Below are 18,054 nucleotides of genomic sequence, written 5' to 3' on the forward strand. Positions count from 1 at the left end.
GCAGGTGGCGCCGTACGACGTCCCCATTGCGGAGCGGTTGTCGGACGGGTCTGTCGGAACGTGACCTGTCGTCCAGCGGCAGAACCGGTCGCTCACGTGCGCATTCGCCGATGGAGCTCGCCATCGGCCAGTGGGACAGCTGATGGGCCGGGGGATCCGCCGCCGCCGCGTGGTCGGCCGTGCTTGACGCCGAGCAATCTGGACTCGTAGTATCCAGGTATGCGCTTGGGTCAGGGAGTCGAGTGGGCGGTTCACACCTGTCTGAATCTGACGTGGCTGGAGACCGGCCGGGGTGTGTCGACCGCGCGGCTGGCGGCGTTCTACGACCTGCCGGCGCCCTACCTGAACAAGCAGCTTCAGGGGCTGGTGCGGGCCGGCATTCTGACGTCGTCGCCGGGGCCGCGTGGCGGTTTCGCGCTGGCGCGTCGGCCCGGTGACATCACCTTGCTCGACGTGGTGACGGCGATGGAGGGTGCCGATCCGCTGTTCCGGTGTGAGGAGATTCTGCGCCAGGGGCCCGGGGGCCGGCCCGACGTCGACTACCGCAGCACCTGCCTGGTGTCGGGCGCGATGCGGCGTGCCGAGCTGGCCTGGCGACAGGCGCTGGCCGGCCGGACCCTCGCCGACCTGAAAGCCGAGGTCGAGCACTACTTCCCCGAGACCCCACAGGTAACCCGAGAGCGGTTCGCCGCACTGCACGCCTAACCATCGCCGTGACCATCTCGTCGTCGGCGGCTCAGGCAGGCCCGGTTGCCCTGCGGGTCGGCCAGCACCCAGAACGCGGGCGCGGCGGTGTCGTCGACCAGCTCGCCGCCGGCCTTGATGGCAGCAGCGATCCGGTCCTCGACCACCTCCGGCGGGATCCGCAGATCGAGGTGACAGCGCTGCCGCGGAACGTCGTGGGCGTCGGTGGGCTGGAACCAGATCGTCGCCCTGCGACCGGTGGCGTCGCGGATCTCGATCTCCCCCCAGGCCTCGACCGCGTCGTAGTCGAGCAGCGCCGCCCAGAACGGCCTGATCTCGGCCTCGTCGGCCGAGTCGAGGCCGAGCTCGAGGACGCTGGTGCGCTCCGGGTGCGGTGTGGCCCCGGCGGCCCGGGCCAGTTCGCTGATGGTCAGGGCCAGAGCCACGTCGCGCGAGGTCACCCCCCCGACGTCGTGACTGATCAGCCGGACGTCGAGCCGCCCGTAGGCCACGTCGAGGTCGGGATGGTGGTCCATCTCCTCGGCAGCCAGGCTGATCGCGTTGACCAGCGTGACCGCGCTGACGAAGTCACCGGTGTCGAAGCTGGCATGCAGCCGGTCGATCAGCATCCGCCAGTCGGGCAGGTCTTCGCTGACCAGGTCCTGCTCGGTCAGCGTGCGCTTCGGGTCGGGCGGGGTCTCGGTCGTGTCGCTCACTCACATCACCTGCTGTCTGATCGGCTGGGGGTTGTCGGCGACTCTGGCACAGGCCACCGACACCTGCTTTCGCTGTTGAGCTGCACAGCTCCTACCACGGCGATTCGTGCCAAACTCAGGTCGATAGGGACACGTCCGAGGGACTTCGTGCTGACCATGGACGACCTGCGGGCGGTCGTCCGGTATGCCGCGGCGTGCGCCGCACCTGCACTCGTCATCTTCCACAAGGACCGTCCCGAGGACCCTCGCCCGGCGGCGGCGCTCGACGCCGCGCGAGTCGTCGCCGACGGCGCTCCACGTTCGCGGCTTCAACGGACTGCCGCGACCGACGCCCACCGCGCAGCACGGGACGCGTCGTCCGAGGCTGCCCAGCACGCAGCCACCGCGGCAGCGGATGCCGCCGCGGCGGCATACCTGCATCCGCTCGCGAAGGCGACGCAGGTGCGCCACATCCTGGGGTCGACGGCCCACGCCGCCCGGGCGGCCGAGCTCGCCCGCGGCGACGACCCCGTCGTCGCGGAGTACGTGATCACCGCCGCCGCCACGCGAGCGACGCCGGTCGTCCTCGACGTGCTGGGCCGCTACCCGCGGGCGCCGCAGGGGCGGACCCGGGTCGCGGCCCTGATGGGACGACTCGACAGCCTGCTCCGGGATCCGCCTCCGACGCCGCGCGTGGTGGACGACCTCGGGCCGTTCTTCCACGGAACGAGAGCCGACCGGCGTCCGGGTGAGCTGCTGACACCGGGATGGCGTTCCAACTACGGTTCGGGGCGCCTGTCCAAGCACATCTACGTGACGGCTTCGCGCGAGGGCGCGCCACTGGCGGCCGAGCTCGCTCGCGGTGACGGGCCTGGTCGGGTCTATCGGGTCGAGCCGCTCGGCCCGATCGAGGACGATCCGAACCTCACCGACAAGCGCTTCGCCGGCAACCCGACCCGGTCCTACCGGACGACCGAGCCGCTGCGGGTCCTCGAGGAGATCACCGGCTGAGGGCGACCTGCACCGGCGGTTGTCCTTCACCTGCGCGAACGGATGGCCGAGCTGGCCGAGCTCGGCATCGAAGCGATGGACGACTGACGCTGACCGAGACGGCTGTGTGAGGCTCGAGGGTGCTACGGGCGGACTACCTCGGTGTCGACCCGGGCGTCAGGTTCTGGCCGGCCCGACGGTGCAGGAGGGCACGTTCGCTCTCGTTGCTGGTCCGGGCGGCCGCCTGGGTGAACGCCTCGGCCGCTTGTGTCTGCCGCCCGGCGCGCTCGAGCAGGTCGCCGCGCACGCTGGGCATGAGCGGCGAGTCGCCGAGGGCACCCGCGTCCAGCCCCGCCAGTACGGCGAGCCCCGCGTCCGGGCCGAACGCCCGCCCATGCGCGACCGCCCGGTTCACCTCGACGACGGGCCCCGGGGCGGCGGCGGCGAGGACGTCGTAGAACGCCGCGATCCGGCGCCAGTTCGTGTCCTCGGCTCGCCCGGCGCGGGCGTGCTGGGCGGCGATCGAGGCCTGCAGGAAGTACTTCCCGACCGGCATACCCTGCGAGGCGAGGAGCTCGGCCCGATGCAGGGCCGCCAGTCCGCGGCGGTTGAGCAGCTGGTCCCAGCGGGTCCGGTCCTGCGCCTCCAGCAGGACCGGCTCTCCCTGTTCGTCGATACGGGCGGCCATCCGCGATCCCTGGATCTCCAGCAGCGCCTGGAGGCCGAGCGCCTCCAGCTCGTCGGGGACGAGCGCGGCCAGCATCCGCGCGAGCCTCATCGCCTCGTTCGCCAGGTCGGGACGCATCCAGTCCTGGCCGGCGGTGGCCGTGTAGCCCTCGTTGAAGATCAGGTAGATCACGGCCATCACGTCGTCGATGCGCTTGGCCCGCTCCAGCCCGGTGGGCAGCTCGAACTCGGCGTGAGCTGTGGACAACGTCTTCTTGGCGCGCGAGATCCGCTGGCCCATCGACGACTCGGTGGCGAGGAACCCACGGGCGATCTCGGCGGTGGTCAGGCCGCCGATCAGACGCAGGGTCAGCGCGGCCCGGGACTCGGCCGACAGCGCGGGATGGCAGCACAGGAAGATGAGTCGCAGGACGTCGTCCTCGATGTCATCGACCTGACCGACCCGGCCGTCGAGGTCGGGCATCGTCTCCTCCTCTCCGCCGTGCCCGAGCCGGGCGTGTGCGAGCTCCGCCGTCTTGCGGCGAAGGGTGTCGGCGCGCCGGAAGTGGTCGATGCCGCGCCGCTTCACGATGGCCATCAGCCACGCGACCGGGTTGTCCGGTATGCCGGTGGTCGGCCACTGCTCCAGCGCGGCCACGAGGGCGTCCTGCGCGAGGTCCTCAGCGAGCTCCAGATCACGGGTCATCCGGGTGAGGGCGCCGACGAGGCGGGCCGACTCGGCCCGCCACGCGGCGAGGATGGCCTCGTGCGAGGCATCCGTACTGGTGGGTGCCGGCACGTTGCCAGCGTAGCGAGTCCCAGGCAGCGAGTCCCGCTCAGTGGGTCGTGCTGCTACGAGTCACTCGCCGGGGGCGTCCGGGCCGTCGGAGATCTGCCGCAGGGTCGAGATCACCGTGACCTCGGGCCAGTGCTTCGCGTGGACCTCGGCGAAGGCCTGCACATCGGTGACGGCCTCCTCGCGCGTGTCGTACTGCATGATGGACCAGCCACGGACGACCTCCTTGGCCTCGGCGTAGGGTCCGTCGACCCGGCTGATCTCGCCGGCGCGGACGATGTAGTTCACGGCGTCCTCGGTCCCGTAGAGACCGCCTCCGTCGAGGAACACGCCCTTGGCGGCCCGCTCGCCGATGTGGACGTCCATCGCATCGAACAGCGCCTGGGGCGGGGTGCCGATGTTCTCTTCCATCCTCACGAATCCCATGAAACGCGGCATACTGATCACTCCTACTGGTCGGTGGGGAAGTGCTTCGTGCACGTACGTCGAACCGCTGTCAGCGTCTTCGACATCCAGTATCGAAGTTCTTTTCCGCCGGGATGCCGACTCCTGTCGGAGGAGGGAGGGGCGACAGTGGTGGCACCAATCGGTTTCGAGTCGTCAGGTCTGACGCCTCTATCCGTGCCCGAGGCTCTCGAGCGGGTCCGCGTTGCCCTCGCTCGGTATGGCGCCAAGATCCGATCCACCGATGCGGATCTCCTCGCGACGGGCGGCTCACGCGTCAAGTACCGGATCATGGGGAGCAACTCGCCGAGGGCGGAGCAGCTCATGCCGTGGCTGGCGCTCTTCACCGTGTCCGGAAGTGAACCCGGCGGTAGTGCCTTCTCCCTTTCCGTCGAAAGCAATCAGGGTTCCTACGCCTACCAGGGAGCCCCTACTCAGGCCAAGTGGGAGCGGCTGCTGTCGAGGATCGTCAACGAGGTCACAGCTGAGCTCAAGGCACTGCCGTAGCCCTCGACCACGACCTCACCAGCTGACGCCGCACTCCTCTACGGCCGGCATCGCCTCGAAGGACCCCGGATCCTCGAGGGGTAGCGGTGACCACATCCCGCTGTGGTCACCACTCCGTCCTGTGCCAGTCCCGTGGATGCGAACTGGGCCGGATCGCTGTTTGAGGGAGACCCCGCTCCGTCATCGCCGGTTCGGGCTGTCGTGGTTGTCCTGGCCACCTGAGACCGTGCGGTCCACCCGCCTGATGTTGGTCCAGCCCGTCCAGCCGCGCTCCTCGAGGAGGTCCATCAGCCGGCGGGCGATGGGCAGCGAGTCGAGGAAGACGGAGTCGAGGAGCTCGGCGAGATCGTCGCTCACCTCGTTGTCGTGGGCCTCCCAGTCCTCGACCCCGGCCGATCCGAGAAGTCCGGTGAGTCGGTCGGCGATGGCCACCACCCGAACGTCGTCCGCCTCCCACTCGATCGATGCGGCGAGATCACGGTAGAGCTCGACGGTTGCCGGGTCGTCCATCTGCTGCTGCTTGACCTCCATGTAGAACTGCATGTGCTCCGGAAGCTGCGCGGCCACGAGGATCCAGGCATCCCGCTCGGCCTCGACCATCAGCCGCGGAAGTCCGAGCTGGCGCATCCGGTCGAGGTAGGCGAGCGCCTCGGGCGGCAGCGTCAGGCTGTCGCCAGCCGCGAGCTTGGCGATCCGCTGCCGGTGATGCTGGCGTTCGCGGATCTCGGCGCGGAGGCGGCGGTCGATGTCCTCCACCGCAGACGCGAACTCCTCGTCGCCTGCCGCCAGGAGCTCGTGCACCCGCGAAAGCGGGACGCCGGCGTCAGCCAGGGTGCGGATCCTGACGAGCTCGACCACCGCCGCTGCGTCGTAGCGCCGGTAGCCGGAGTGGTCGCGCTCGGGCTCGGAGAGCAAGCCCTTGGCGTCGTAGTGGCGGACCGCGCGCACCGTCACACCGGCATACGAGGCGATCTCGCCGATCGTCAGCATGGTCCCTAGTCTCTGCGTTCCGAGGACTCTTCGAAGCCCGGCTGACTGGTGGTGGCGCTCACGCGATCTTGCGGCGGTAGGTGCGCATCGCGAGTGCGTAGGCCACGAGCAGGAGGCCGACGCACCAGCCGAGGGCGATCCAGCCGCCGTTGCCGACCGGCTGCACGGCGTAGAGGTTGCGGATGGTGTCGACGATCGAGGTGACGGGCTGGTGCTCGGCGAACCAGCGCACCGGGCCCGGCATGCCGGAGGTGGGCACGAAGGCCGAGCTGATGAACGGCAGGAAGATCAGCGGGTAGGAGAACCCGCTCACCCCGTCGACCGTCGTCGCCGTCAGTCCGGGGATGACGGCCAGCCAGGTCAGCGCCAGGGTGAACAGGGCCATGATCCCGAGGACCGCGAGCCAGGCGAGCAGGCCTGCGGCGGAACGGAATCCCATCGCCACCGCGACGATGACGACCAGCGCGAGCGAGGTCAGGTTGGCCACGACCGACGTCAGGACGTGGCTCCACAGCACGGCCGACCGGGTGATGGGCATCGACTGGAAGCGTTCGAAGATGCCGCTCGAGACGTCGGTGAAGAGCCGGAAGGCGGTGTAGGCGATGCCCGAGGCGACGGTGATGAGGAGTATGCCGGGCAGCAGGTAGTTGACGTAGCTGCCGGTGCCGATCTGGATCGCACTGCCGAAGACGTAGACGAACGGCAGCAGCATGGCGATCGGTGTGGCGACGGTGGTGATGATCGTGTCCGGGCTGCGCAGGATGTGGCGCAGGGAGCGCTGGGTCAGGACGGCGGTGTCGTGGACGACGTAGCTGGTCATCAGTGGGTCCTGACGGTGGTGGTCTGGGTGGGTGGGGGAGCGTCGTGGCCGACGATCGCGAGGAAGATGTCTTCGAGGGTGGGCTGCTTCTCGACGTATTCGACCGTGGCCGGCGGGAGCAGCTGCGTGAGCTCGGCGAGGGTGCCGTTGGCGATGATCCGACCCTCGTGGAGCACCGCGATCTGGTCCGCGAGGTGCTCGGCCTCATCGAGGTGCTGCGTGGTGAGCAGCACGGTGGTGCCCTGGCCGGCGAGCTCCTGCACGGTCCTCCAGACCTCGAGCCGTGACTGCGGGTCGAGCCCGGTCGTCGGCTCGTCGAGGAAGAGCACGGGCGGGTTGCCGATCAGGCTCATCGCGATCTCGAGGCGGCGCCGCATGCCGCCGGAGTAGGTCGCCGCCTTCTGGTTGGCCGCGTCGGTCAGCGCGAACCGCGCGAGCAGGTCGTCTGCGATCTGGCCCGAGTCCTTGAGACGGCGCAGCTGGGCGACGAGCACGAGGTTCTCCCGGCCGGTGAGGATCTCGTCGACGGCGGCGAACTGGCCTGTGAGGCTTATTGATTCGCGGACGTTTGCGGGTTGGGTGGCGACGTCGTACCCGTTGACGGCGGCAGTTCCGCCGTCCGCCTTGAGCAGCGTGGACAGGATCTTCACCACCGTGGTCTTGCCGGCGCCGTTGGAGCCGAGCAGCGCGAAGATGGTGCCCGAGGGGACGCTCAGACCGACCCCCTCGAGCACCGGATGGTCGCCGTACGACTTGGTGAGTCCATCGATCTCGATGGCTGGTGTCGTGGTCATGGCCACAGCCTGCAACCCTGACCCTGCGTCAGGGTCAAGCACTGATCTTCGGCGGCTCGGTATTGCCGCTCGCCCCCCGGCGGGCGGACGTCGCGCCGGGATGCACTCGGCATACCCGGTGGACCGGCAAGACGGAGCGCTGACCCCACCCCGCTGTTGTCACCACGCCGTGGTGTCGAACCGCCGCGAGTTCTGCTACCCGCAGCCGATCGAGGAGAGGCGCGGCAGCGTGCGCGACCACACGACCACACGGCCAGAGGCGCGTGGCGTCATCGCAACTCTCGGAGCAGGTCCAGGAGGAGTTTGCCCTGCACGGGGATGTCGTCGGCTCGCCATGAGTCGATCAAGGGATCGCGCTCACGGACCATCTGGGCGAGGGTGGCCGGACTGATGTCGATGATCTGGGCGATGTTGCCGGTCCACATCCTGATCTGGAGATCGAGGCGGTCGAGCTGCTCCAGCCAGTCGGCGTCCTCGACGTCGGTCAGGATGACCGGACCGATGAGCAGCACATCGATATCGCTGTCCGAATCGGCGGTGCCCCTCGCGAAGGACCCGAAGAGGCCGGCGTGGATCGGTTCGACCATCCAGCTCCGCACTGACGCGCGGATGCGGTCGAGCAGCTCCCCTCTCACTCGGGTGAGCGCCTCGATGTGGGGTGCGGCTAGGTGCTCACGGTTAAGGCGATATACGGGGTATCGGGCTGGCGTCTCGACCAGCACCACCCCCTGCCCGACGAGGCGCGACAACACCTTGCGGACGCCCTCGTCGCTGCCGCGACCCAGCCGCTGGTGCGCCTCCGCGGCACGCCGATCATCACGCCCCTGGCCGTGCGACTGACCGCCGGCAAGGACGACTCCGTCATCAGGCACCACGCGACTGAGGCGCTGAACGCGCAGATCTGGTTTGGCATCGTGTGGAACAGGGTCGGGCTCCCCTTCTACCTGCGCTACCTCATCGGCGGCGCCCACCCCGACGTGCGGGTGTTCCTCACCGTGTGGCTGGCCATGGCCGGAGTTTTCGTCCTGACTGCCGTCTTCAGCATCATCGGCGCCGTCAGGGCGTCCCGGCGCGAGTGGTGGCGCTACCCCCTGACGCCGTGGCGCATCGTCCGTGGTGCGCGAGCAAAGTCCGCCACGCGATGACGGGAGCGGCGGTCTCGAGGTCGGCTTGAGGCGCTGCCGCACGACTACCCCCCGCAGCGAGACCGTATGCCGCGCAGCATACGGTCTCGGTCTGGCTCCCCTCACGGCCGTGACCGGCCATCCACACGGGCCGGAGTCGCGGACGACGACCGCCGGAGCAGTCCTGGGTGGGACACTGGCCGCAACCCTGGGCATTGCCAGGGTTCGGCAAGGAGGACCGATGGATCCCGACGTGATTCGTTCCGTCGCCGACGGCGCGGCCGATGACGCCGGTGGCGTCGACCCGGCCCTGCTGGGGTACTTTCTCCCCATTGTCGTCGAGGCGGCGTCCTCGGGACGGCGGCTGAGCCACAGGGAGCTCACCGCCTGCGGGGAACGCGGCTCGGTCGCCGCCCAGGCCGGGGTGCCACTGCGCGCGCTCATCGATCTCTACCTCTCCGCGTGCTGGCGGCTGTGGGAACGGCTGGACGTGGTGGCCGACGGGGACGCCGCTCGGGTGCGCGCCGCGGGTCTGGCCGTGCTGCGGGCGGCCGACGACGCCGTGGCCGCGCTCGCCGAGGGCTTCCAGCTCGCCCGCAACGACCTCTCCCGCCAGCAGGAGTCGACCCGCCGCGAGCTGTTCGACACCCTGCTCGCCGGCGGGCCGGACGCTGCTGCGGTGACCGGGCGCGCTGCTGACCAGGGCCTCGACCTCACCAGCCCGCACGCCGTGCTGGTGGCGCGTTACGAGCTGACCTTCGACGACCCGTCCACCACCTCGGTGCCGCGGCGGCTGGAGCGCGCGCTGGCCGGCCGCCACGGGGACGCGAACCCTGTTGTGGCAGTGAAGAACGGGCTACTGGTCTGTATCTTCGCGGCCCCCGACGCCGCGAGCGTGACGCTGGTGGGTCGGCGGTTGCTCGGGGTGCTGGCTGAGGCCCTTCCCGGCGTAGCGGCGGGGCGCAGCTGGCAGGCCGCGGTGGGGCGCACGCTGGCCGGCGCCACCTCGGTGCGGGTGTCCTACGAGCAGGCGTTGGGCGCGCTCGACCTCGCGGACCGGCTGCGGCTGGAGACCCCGGTCGTCGACGCCTCCGAGCTCGTGGCCTATCAGGTGCTGCTGCGTGACCGGGTGTCCGTGGACGAGCTCATCAGCACCGTGCTCGGCCCGCTGGCCACGGCTCGCGGCGGCGCCCGGCCGCTGCTGGAGACGCTCGACGCCTACTACGCGACCGGCGGGGTCTCCACAGCCACGGCCGTACGGCTGCACCTGTCCGTGCGCGCGGTGACCTATCGACTGCAGCGGGTTCGCGAGCTGTTGGGCACCGACCCCACCGACCCGGCGCAGCGCTTCACCCTCCAGGCGGCGGTCATCGCCGCACGACTACTGAGCTGGCCGGAGGTGCCGCTCGACCGCGGCTGACCCCTCCGATTGCCGACCGTCGGCAGTTTGAGCAACGGGACTGGTCCGGCCGTCGACCCAGGAACGAGCCGCCGAATACCGCACCCTTGTGAGGAGCGCAGAACGCGAAGCGCAGCACCTGACGAGAAGGAGAACCCCGTGTACGACGTGCCCCTCTGGCTGTGGATCGGCTTCGCGGTCACCGTGGTCGTGGCCCTGACCATCGACCTGTTGGCCCACCGCGACGACCACGTCATCGGCTTCAAGGAGGCCGCCCGCTGGAGCATCGGCTGGGTGGGACTGGCCGTCGTCTTCGGCGTCGTCGTCTGGACCTTCGTCGAACCCGCGATGATCACCGACGCCGCCGGGGCTCTGGTCCCCGCGACGACCGAGAGCGCCGGGGTCCAGTACTTCACCGCGTGGCTGCTCGAGAAGAGCCTGTCGGTGGACAACCTCTTCGTCTTCGCGCTGATCTTCGCCTACTTCAAGGTGCCCGCCAAGTACCAGCACCGGGTGCTCTTCTTCGGGGTCATCGGCGCCCTGGTGTTCCGCGGGATCTTCCTGGCCCTCGGCGTCCAGATCGTCGAGCGCTTCTCGCCGGTGCTGTTCCTCTTCGCCGCGGTCCTGCTCTACAGCGCCTGGAAGCTCATCAAGGGCGACGACGACGACTACGACCCGTCGACCTCCTTCGCGCTGAAGGCGATGCGCAAGGTCATTCCGATGAAGGACGAGTACCACGGCACCAAGTTCTTCATCAAGGAAGCCGGCAAGCGTTACGGCACACCGCTGCTCGCCGTCGTCGTCGCCATCGAGGCCGCCGACCTGATCTTCGCCGTCGACAGCGTGCCCGCCGTGCTGGCCGTCAGCTCCGACGCGTTCATCGTCTACACGTCCAACGCCTTCGCCATCCTCGGCCTGCGCGCGCTCTACTTCCTGCTGTCCGGGCTGCTGGAGAAGTTCCATTACCTGGGCAAGGGACTCGCCGTCATTCTGGCCTTCATCGGTCTCAAGCTGATCCTCCAGGCCAGCCACGAGAACATCTCCACCTCCGTCCCGGAGATCCCCTCGCTGGCGAGCCTCGCGGTCATCGTGGTGCTGCTGGCCGGCTCGATCATCCTGAGCCTCGCCCGGCCGCTGCCGGTGGAGGAACAGACCACCCCGGACCCGACGGTCGAGGCTGCTGACATCCCGGCTGCTACCGCGACCGGTGACACCGTCGCCGACGACCCGGAGGGCGGCTCAGTGGCATACGGCTCGGACGGCCGTAACGACAGCTCGCTGGAGAAGGACCTCCGCTAGCTTCCGCACCCCCGGAGCCCCCGGTGACCACCCGGTCACCGGGGGCTCCGGCCGCCTAGGCACGAGATGGCTCGGAGGTCATGATGAGGCGAAGCTCCCGGCCGAGCAGGTCGGCGAGCCGGTCGGACTCGCGCTCGATCGCCTCATCGGGCCGTGTTCGCTCGTCGAGCCAGGTCACGGTCAGCTCGTCACCCTTGCGCGCCCACGTCCCGCAGACGACGCCACCGACGATCACCGGATTGGCCTTGCGCGTCATGAGGTCGCGACGGGACTCCGGGGTGACGTGGACGTCCTTGGTGCCGGGGCCGATCACCCATTGGTCGTGCCCGGGCAGGAACCGCACGGTCTCGGACGGGCGCGCGGCCTCGAGGGCATCGACGTCCTCGCGCACGACGTAGGCCGTGGTCCCGTCGACGCCGACGGCGACCAGCCGGTCGCCCAGCCCCGCGAACCAGGAGCCGATCCGCCCGCGGCCTGCACTCAGGCCGTTGCCGAGCCAGTGGTGCAGGTGGTCTTGCGTGGCCGGCCCATACGCCCTCAGGTATGCCGTGATGGCGCGCGGACCGGCATCGTCGAGGTCGGGTATGCCGCGCCACCTGGGGTTCTCGTCGAGGCGCTGAACGGTGGCCACCCCGTCTCGCGGCGGACCGAGGCTCATGTCCCCCTGCCAGGTCAGCGGCTTGATCAAGGTGCCGGCGCCCTCGTCGAAGACCGGTCTCAGGTGTCGGTAGGCGCGCTGGCCCGTCAGCGCGTGGCCGAGCTCGGCGACGGTCAGTGGTCCGTCGGTCAGCGCGGCGCGCACCGCAGCCCGGAAGTCCGGCCACAGGTCACCGACATCTCGCCCGAGGTGCTCATCCCGGCAGCCTCGCACCGGTTCCGGACGGAAACCGACCTGGTCACCAGGGTTTCCTGGCCGACAGCAGCGGACGAGATCTCAGCTGACGCGGCGGAAGTCGGTCACGTCAGGGAGCCTCCGGAAGCCGGCCGAGACGTAGGTCGCCACGCCGCCGACGTTGGCGTTCGGCGTGCACACCGATGCGCTCGAGGACCCCATCTCACGCAACGCGGACGCTGCGGCGAGGCAGATCGCGGTCCCGTACCCATGGCCGCGGTGGTCCCGGTGGACGCCCATCGGCTCGAGCAACCCGGGTCGTCCCGGGCCGGCCGACCACACCGTCACCGTGGCGACGGCGGCGCCGTTCGCGGCATACGCGACCAGGCACCGGGCCCGACGGTAGGGCGAGGCGGCGGCCATCGTGTGCCACCGCTCGACCGTGAACGTCGAGGTGGGGAACGCTGCCAGCTGCACCGCGACCCGATCCTGGACGGAGCTGGCGTTGGCCGAGCCGCGGTCAACCACGTCGACCCGTATGCCGCAGTCCCCCACCTGCGCTGTCAGGTCACGCGACAGCGGGGTCCAGAGCTCGTCACCGACCCACCCACTGCGGTGCAGCAGCGCCCGGAAGGCCGAGCCGAACCGGGCCTCGACGCTCGCGGCCCCAGCGGGCAGGACCCCACGCGCAGGGTCGGAGAGGTCGGCCATCAGCCGGGAGGCGAGGCTGTCGTCCTGGTCGGCAGCCGGGGTGAGGGCCATGCGAATCAGGCCCGCGCTGTCCACGAAGCCCACGGCCACGACCTGTCCGCTGCGACGCCACACCCTGACGTCCCTGGCCAGCTCCTCCGCACCCAGACGCCAGTGCCACCCGAAGTCTCCCGGATGGAGCTGCACCGGCAGGCGGTCCTGCTGCCAGGCCCCCACCGCGGCGACAGCCTCCTCCAGCGAGTCCGAGGTCGCCGTCTCGAGCGTGATCGACATGAGCCCGATCAAACTCCAGATGGAGTGGACCCTGCATCCGGTTTTCTGCACGCAGACTGCGTCAGGCGGTGGCGTCCACAGAGTTCAGCGCGCGGGCCTTGGCTTCGAGCTGGAGGGAGACCCAGGCGTCCTCGAGATCGGGGACGGTCCACTTCAGGTCCCAGCAGGTGATCGTGAAGCCGATGACGTAGTCACCGAAGACCCTCCCGATGGGGTGTCCCGCCGCATCGGTGACGGCATACCGGCCCGACCGACCGGGGCCGATCGTGATGGGTCCCGGAGCGGCGAGGGAGCCGGAGGCCGTCGGCTCTGGGGCGGGGTGCACGATCTGCCCCTGGGTGCAGGACGTCGCGCTACCCGGCATACCGGGGCTGGGCACCATCGCCCGCGGGCGACGCGAGGTGCGAACGGCACGTCCCAACCAAGCCATGACATCTCCTTCAAGAGTGGTGAGCCGCCAGCATCAGGGTCTGGCGCGTCTCTCGAAAGAGTAAAGAAAGAGTAAAGACCCGTGCTGGAGTTTGGGCCTCCATCGGTCGGACGGACTAGTCCGGATGGTCTCGCCCAGGTCAACTCGGGACCCGCCGTTCAGGTGAACTGGGCCTCGATGCGGGCGACCTCGTCGTCAGTCAATGGCAGGTCGACGGCGTGCATCGAGTCGGTGATCGAGGCCGGCTGGCTGGCGCCGGGGATCGGGATGACGTGCGCACCGAGGCCGAGCTCCCACGCGAGGACCACCTGCTGCGCGCTGACGCCGCGTTCGGAGCCGATGTCGTGGAAGGCGGGGTAGACCCGGCCGACCTCCTTGCTCCGCTGCCCGCTGCCGCCCAGCGGACTCCACGGCAGGAAGGCGATCCCGTGCGTGCCGCAGTGCTCGAGCTCGTCGCGGCTGGAGCGAAACCGCGGGGAGAACTCGTTCTGCACCGACGCGAGCCCGCCTTCGCCGAGCACCTCGATGGCGACGTCGATCTCCTCGACGTCCGCGTTGGAGATGCCGATGGCGCGGATCTTGCCCTCGTCCTGCAGCGCCTTGAAGGTCTCGATGACCTCGCCGTAGACCCGCCAGTGGTCCGGACGGTGCCACTGGTAGAGGTCGATCACGTCACGGTCAAGGGCTCGCAGGGAGGCCTCGACCGCCCGACGCAGGTATGCCGGGGAGCCGTCGCGGCCCCACGTCTCACCCTCGCCGCGGGTGATCCCGCCCTTGGTCCCGACGACGACGTGGCTGGTGTCGCCGTAGCCGGCCAGCGCCTCGGCGACCACCTTCTCGTTGTGGCCCATGGTGTCCCAGCTGGGCGCATAGATGTCGGCGGTGTCGATGTAGGTCACGCCCGCGTCGAGGGCGGCGTGCACGGTCGCGATGGCCTGCTCACGGGTCTCGCTCACCTTGTCGCCCATCGACAGCGGCATCGCCCCGAGTCCGACGGCCGACACGGTGAAGGGTCCGAGCTTTCGGGTCTGCATGGCGACGATCTTAGGGTCGGGAGGCGAGGCTCACGGCCTACGAGGACGGTCGGGACTGAGCGCCGATTGTTGACCCCACCGGTGTGTGGCACCGTCCTCAGCATGGAGATAAGGCACGAACCGCCGGGCTACTCGTGTCCGTTCTGCCTGATCCAGCGCGGCGAGAGCAGCGAGCACAACGCGCCGTCGGACGACGTCGCCGTGACGGATCTCGCCTACGCGCGGATCGCCCCGAAGTGGTGGCCGGGGAACCCGGGTGCGGCCCTCGTCATCCCCCGCGCACACCACGAGAACCTCTACGACCTGCGAGCCGCCGTCGGCCATGCCGTCTGGGACCTGACCCAGGCCGTGGCTGTGGGGATGCGATCGGCATACGCGTGCGAAGGGGTCTCGACACCAGCACAACGCGCCCGGCGGCGACCAGGACGTCTGGCACCTGCACGTCCACGTCTTTCCGCGCACCGTGGGCGACCGCCTCTACGCACGGCATGGTGACGCGGCGTGGGTGGGAGCCGAGGCGCGCCGCCTGTATGCCGACACCCTCGGCACCGCGCTGCACCTGCCGCGCAGCTTCTGAGCGCAAGCGTCACGGACGCGGCTGCCGGCTAAAAGTAGGGTAAGCATGCTGCTAGAAGTAGTGTAGTGATCCTGCTCAAGGTAGCGTTCGTGTGTGGACTACCTATCGCGCACCGTGGACCAGGAGCTGGACGAGCTCCTCGCGCTGGCGCCGGCGATCGCCCTGGACGGGCCGAAAGGGGTCGGGAAGACCGGGACGGCGACCCGTCGCGCCCGCGCAAGTTGGCTGCTCGACGACCCGGCGCAGCGAGCTCTGGTCGAGGCCGACCCGACCTTCGCCGGAGCGCCGCCCGGCACCCTGCTCATCGACGAGTGGCAGCGGCTGCCGCAGGTGTGGGACTCCGTGCGTCGACGGGTCGACGAGGGCGCTCCTCCCGGGCGCTTCCTCCTGACGGGCAGCGCCACCCCGCGAGCGGGGGTCGACACCCACAGCGGAGCCGGACGCATCCTGTCGCTGCGGATGCGGCCGATGGCACTGCACGAGCGGGGAGCCACCAGGCCGACCATCTCGCTCCGGGCCCTGCTGGACGGTGGACGCCCAGCGATTGCCGGAGAGACGGCATACCTCGTGAGCGACTACTTCGCTGCCATCGACACCAGTGGTTTCCCGGGCATCGCCACGCAGCCCGCGCGGCTGCGTCGCGGGCAGCTCGACGCCTACCTCCAGCGGGTGGTCGACCGCGATCTGCCCGAGCAGGGCCTCGCGCTCCGCCGCCCCGAGACGCTGCTCCGGTGGATGCGGGCGTATGCCGCAGCCTCGTCGACCACCACCGCCTACTCCGGGATTCTGGACGCCACAACTGCAGGAGACGGGTCTCAGCCGGCCAAGACGACGACCATCGCCTACCGTGACCACCTCACGGCGCTGTGGCTGCTCGACCCGGTCCCTGGCTGGAGCCCGAGCCGTAACCCGATGACGCGACTTCAGCAAGCGCCCAAGCACCAGCTCGCCGACCCGGCGCTGGCGGCCCGGTTGCTGAACTTGTCGGCCGCCACCTTGGCGACTGCTGTTGGCGCCGCCATGGCCGGCCCGTTGTTCGAGTCCCTCGCGACGTTGACGGTGCGCGTGGCTGCGCAGGCGGCCGAAGCGCGGGTGGGTCACCTCCGCACCCGCAACGGTGACCACGAGGTCGACCTGGTCGTGGAAGGACCTGACGGTCAGGTCGTGGGGATCGAGGTCAAGCTTGCTGCCGCGGTGACCGACCGCGACGTGAGGCACCTGCATTGGTTGCGTGAGCAGCTTCCCGACCAGGTCGTCGACCTCGTCATCGTCACCACCGGGACCACCGCCTACCGCCGGCGCGACGGCGTTGCGGTGGTCCCGCTCGCGCTGCTCGGCGCCTGATGCCGCGGGATCAGATGGTCTGATGACATGCGTACCGTGACGGCAACCGAGGCCAGCCGCTCGTTCGCGGCCATCCTGGATGACGCTCAACGTGAAGAGGTCGTCGTGGTCACCCGAGGCGGACGACGAATCGCGACCATCGGCCCGGCCAACGCCGGCAACGGCGCCGAGGCCCTGGCGCTCCTGAAGGAGACCGCGCCCGACGACGGCTTTGCTGCCGACGCCCTCGCAGCCCGAGATGCCGCCATGCTCGAGGGACCGGCATGGCCCACCGACTGATCATCGACACGGAAGTGCTGATCGCCTCCGAGCGTGAGCGCGTCGAACTCGTCGGGGTCATCACTGAGGACGACGATCTTGTCGTCGCCGGGATCACGGTGGCCGAACTGCGCACTGGCATCGAACTCGCCACCGAGGCCCACCGAGCAGCGCGGAGCGAGTTCCTCGTCAAGCTCCTGGAGACTTTCCCAGTCGAGCCGTACGCCGTCGGCACGGCCGAAGCTCACGGGCGGTTGCTCGACTGCATCGTGGTTGGCTGAGCTGCGTGCTCACGCTCAGCGGTCAACGGCTGCGTCGTCGACGACCAACGCAGCCAGGCGTCGCACCGCCCGGTCGCGGGTCTCGTCGATCACGCGCGCGAGTCCCAGGGTCACCCGCCGATTCTCGTGGACGCCCGCCGGAGGCCGGTGTGGTGACACGAAACCCCGCGCCCAGTAACGTCACGAGACATGACGGAAGAGCAGCCTTTCGAGGTGGTCCGGCAATACGACGGGTTCGAGCTGCGCCGCTACCCCTCCCACGTCGTGGCGGAGGTCACCATCGACCTGCCCTTCGAGAAGGCGGGCAGCGCCGCGTTCCGGTATCTCTTCGGCTACATCAGCGGCCAGAACCGGTCCCGGACCTCGGTCGAGATGACGGCACCCGTCATCCAGTCGGGCGAGTCCCCCCAGAAGGTGGCGATGACCGCACCCGTCGTCCAGCGCAGCACGACGCAGGGCGGGTATGCCGTCGCGTTCGTCCTGCCGGCCTCGATGACCGAGGCGACCGCACCGGAGCCGACCGACCCCCACGTCTCGATCCGTACGGTGCCGCCGGGGTTGTCGGCCGTGTCGCGATACTCCGGCCGCTGGTCCGAGGACTCCTACGAACGGCATCGCCGTTCCCTGCTCCAGGCGGTCGAGGCCGAGGGTCTCACGGCCGTCGGGCCGCCGCGCCTCGCCCGCTTCGACCCGCCCTACAAGCCGTGGTTCCTGCGTCGCAACGAAGTGGTCGTCGACGTGGCCGAGGACACAGGCGCACCGGAGTAGTCGGCTCACCCCACCGCGGACCGGTCGCGCCGGGCCTCAGACCAGGGCCGGGTATGCCGCGGCCTCGGCCCGAGCGCGCAGGTTGAGCAGCATCCGGCGCATCATCCAGATGTCCCCGAACTCGAGCAGGGCGGAGAACGCGATCGACGGCGAGAGCCACCGATATCGCGACCGCACCCGGGTGATGAGCCGGGTCGAACCCTCACCGGTCGGGTCGAGCTGCCAGGCCCAGGTCGTCTCCCCCGGCGTCCCCCAGATCATCGAGTGGGGCGGGTCGAGGCTGCGGACGACCATGCCCTGCTTCCCGTCCGGGCTCATCGGGATGATGTCGCCGACAG

21 protein-coding genes and 1 pseudogene are annotated in these 18,054 nt (G+C 69.8%); 10 read left to right on the forward strand and 12 right to left on the reverse strand.

The genetic code is table 11. The features are described 5' to 3' along the window. The first annotated feature begins 219 nt into the window (after positions 1-219). Positions 220-705, forward strand: coding sequence for an Rrf2 family transcriptional regulator (locus Q0R63_RS05065; RefSeq protein WP_295694927.1), 486 nt, complete (start codon positions 220-222; stop codon positions 703-705). On the opposite strand, the gene Q0R63_RS05070 is transcribed toward Q0R63_RS05065, so the two are convergent. Beyond that, positions 702-1,400: a 4a-hydroxytetrahydrobiopterin dehydratase gene (locus tag Q0R63_RS05070; RefSeq protein WP_295694928.1), complete on the reverse strand. Its 699-nt coding sequence runs from the start codon at positions 1,398-1,400 to the stop codon at positions 702-704. The genes Q0R63_RS05065 and Q0R63_RS05070 overlap by 4 nt on opposite strands. A 156-nt stretch (positions 1,401-1,556) precedes the next feature. Here Q0R63_RS05070 and Q0R63_RS24495 point away from each other — a divergent pair, with 156 nt between their 5' ends. Then, positions 1,557-2,390 carry an NAD(+)--rifampin ADP-ribosyltransferase gene (locus tag Q0R63_RS24495; protein WP_366521076.1) on the forward strand — a complete coding sequence of 278 codons (834 nt, stop codon included), beginning with the start codon at positions 1,557-1,559 and terminating at the stop codon, positions 2,388-2,390. Between the two features lie 133 nt (positions 2,391-2,523). On the opposite strand, the gene Q0R63_RS05080 is transcribed toward Q0R63_RS24495, so the two are convergent. Together Q0R63_RS05080 and Q0R63_RS05085 are read right to left on the reverse strand one after the other, a co-directional pair. Continuing rightward, positions 2,524-3,834 carry a sigma-70 family RNA polymerase sigma factor gene (locus Q0R63_RS05080; protein ID WP_295694930.1) on the reverse strand — a complete coding sequence of 437 codons (1,311 nt, stop codon included), beginning with the start codon at positions 3,832-3,834 and terminating at the stop codon, positions 2,524-2,526. 60 nt (positions 3,835-3,894) lie between these two features. Next, entirely contained in the window at positions 3,895-4,257 is a 363-nt protein-coding gene (locus tag Q0R63_RS05085) for a YciI family protein (RefSeq protein ID WP_295694932.1), read from the reverse strand. Positions 4,258-4,452: 195 nt separating this feature from the next. On the opposite strand from Q0R63_RS05085, the gene Q0R63_RS05090 reads away from it, so the two are divergent. Then, positions 4,453-4,782 carry a hypothetical protein gene (locus Q0R63_RS05090; RefSeq protein WP_295694935.1) on the forward strand — a complete coding sequence of 110 codons (330 nt, stop codon included), beginning with the start codon at positions 4,453-4,455 and terminating at the stop codon, positions 4,780-4,782. Between the two features lie 180 nt (positions 4,783-4,962). Here the strand turns inward: Q0R63_RS05090 and Q0R63_RS05095 are convergent, their stop codons facing one another. From Q0R63_RS05095 to Q0R63_RS05110, 4 genes are all read right to left on the reverse strand, one after another. Then, entirely contained in the window at positions 4,963-5,772 is an 810-nt protein-coding gene (locus Q0R63_RS05095; protein ID WP_295694937.1) for a MerR family transcriptional regulator, read from the reverse strand. A 58-nt stretch (positions 5,773-5,830) separates the two neighbouring features. Further along, complete coding sequence (locus Q0R63_RS05100) at positions 5,831-6,592, reverse strand: ABC transporter permease (RefSeq protein ID WP_295694939.1); 762 nt, start codon at positions 6,590-6,592, stop codon at positions 5,831-5,833. Further along, the gene (locus Q0R63_RS05105) at positions 6,592-7,386 is read right to left on the reverse strand and encodes an ATP-binding cassette domain-containing protein (protein ID WP_295694941.1); all 795 of its coding nucleotides are present in this window, start codon (positions 7,384-7,386) and stop codon (positions 6,592-6,594) included. The genes Q0R63_RS05100 and Q0R63_RS05105 overlap by 1 nt, the downstream gene beginning before the upstream one ends. A gap of 269 nt (positions 7,387-7,655) precedes the next feature. Further along, positions 7,656-7,973: a nucleotidyltransferase domain-containing protein gene (locus Q0R63_RS05110; protein ID WP_295694942.1), complete on the reverse strand. Its 318-nt coding sequence runs from the start codon at positions 7,971-7,973 to the stop codon at positions 7,656-7,658. 81 nt (positions 7,974-8,054) lie between these two features. Here Q0R63_RS05110 and Q0R63_RS05115 point away from each other — a divergent pair, with 81 nt between their 5' ends. The 3 genes from Q0R63_RS05115 (at position 8,055) to Q0R63_RS05125 (ending at position 11,208) form a co-directional block, all read left to right on the forward strand. Beyond that, a complete protein-coding gene (locus tag Q0R63_RS05115) occupies positions 8,055-8,531 on the forward strand; it encodes a DUF4870 domain-containing protein (RefSeq protein WP_295694944.1) in 477 nt (158 codons plus the stop codon). Positions 8,532-8,751: 220 nt separating this feature from the next. Next, positions 8,752-9,930, forward strand: a complete 1,179-nt coding sequence (locus Q0R63_RS05120; RefSeq protein ID WP_295694946.1) for a helix-turn-helix domain-containing protein — start codon at positions 8,752-8,754, stop codon at positions 9,928-9,930. A gap of 138 nt (positions 9,931-10,068) precedes the next feature. Then, positions 10,069-11,208, forward strand: a complete 1,140-nt coding sequence (locus tag Q0R63_RS05125) for a TerC family protein (RefSeq protein WP_295694947.1) — start codon at positions 10,069-10,071, stop codon at positions 11,206-11,208. A 55-nt stretch (positions 11,209-11,263) separates the two neighbouring features. On the opposite strand, the gene Q0R63_RS05130 is transcribed toward Q0R63_RS05125, so the two are convergent. The 4 genes from Q0R63_RS05130 to Q0R63_RS05145 all read right to left on the reverse strand — a co-directional run bounded on the left by Q0R63_RS05130 (position 11,264) and on the right by Q0R63_RS05145 (position 14,488). Beyond that, on the reverse strand, positions 11,264-12,079 hold the full coding sequence (locus Q0R63_RS05130) for a crosslink repair DNA glycosylase YcaQ family protein (protein WP_295694949.1): 816 nt from the start codon (positions 12,077-12,079) through the stop codon (positions 11,264-11,266). 63 nt (positions 12,080-12,142) lie between these two features. Then, positions 12,143-13,024 carry a GNAT family N-acetyltransferase gene (locus Q0R63_RS05135; protein WP_295694951.1) on the reverse strand — a complete coding sequence of 294 codons (882 nt, stop codon included), beginning with the start codon at positions 13,022-13,024 and terminating at the stop codon, positions 12,143-12,145. 61 nt (positions 13,025-13,085) lie between these two features. After that, positions 13,086-13,454, reverse strand: a complete 369-nt coding sequence (locus tag Q0R63_RS05140; protein ID WP_295694953.1) for a hypothetical protein — start codon at positions 13,452-13,454, stop codon at positions 13,086-13,088. A 158-nt stretch (positions 13,455-13,612) separates the two neighbouring features. Beyond that, positions 13,613-14,488, reverse strand: coding sequence for an aldo/keto reductase (locus tag Q0R63_RS05145; protein ID WP_295694956.1), 876 nt, complete (start codon positions 14,486-14,488; stop codon positions 13,613-13,615). A 670-nt stretch (positions 14,489-15,158) separates the two neighbouring features. On the opposite strand from Q0R63_RS05145, the gene Q0R63_RS05150 reads away from it, so the two are divergent. From Q0R63_RS05150 to Q0R63_RS05165, 4 genes are all read left to right on the forward strand, one after another. After that, positions 15,159-16,409, forward strand: a complete 1,251-nt coding sequence (locus tag Q0R63_RS05150; RefSeq protein ID WP_295694958.1) for a DUF4143 domain-containing protein — start codon at positions 15,159-15,161, stop codon at positions 16,407-16,409. A gap of 36 nt (positions 16,410-16,445) precedes the next feature. After that, a complete protein-coding gene (locus tag Q0R63_RS05155; RefSeq protein WP_295694960.1) occupies positions 16,446-16,688 on the forward strand; it encodes a prevent-host-death protein in 243 nt (80 codons plus the stop codon). Continuing rightward, a complete protein-coding gene (locus tag Q0R63_RS05160; protein WP_295694963.1) occupies positions 16,673-16,948 on the forward strand; it encodes a hypothetical protein in 276 nt (91 codons plus the stop codon). The genes Q0R63_RS05155 and Q0R63_RS05160 overlap by 16 nt, the downstream gene beginning before the upstream one ends. A gap of 189 nt (positions 16,949-17,137) precedes the next feature. Beyond that, positions 17,138-17,716, forward strand: a complete 579-nt coding sequence (locus Q0R63_RS05165) for a heme-binding protein (RefSeq protein WP_295694965.1) — start codon at positions 17,138-17,140, stop codon at positions 17,714-17,716. A gap of 36 nt (positions 17,717-17,752) precedes the next feature. Here Q0R63_RS05165 and Q0R63_RS05170 read toward each other — a convergent pair. Continuing rightward, positions 17,753-18,054 (reverse strand): annotated as a pseudogene (locus Q0R63_RS05170) (hypothetical protein); the annotation flags it as partial.

It is taken from the genome of Lapillicoccus sp., assembly GCF_025353065.1.
Lineage (GTDB): Bacteria > Actinomycetota > Actinomycetes > Actinomycetales > Dermatophilaceae > Lapillicoccus.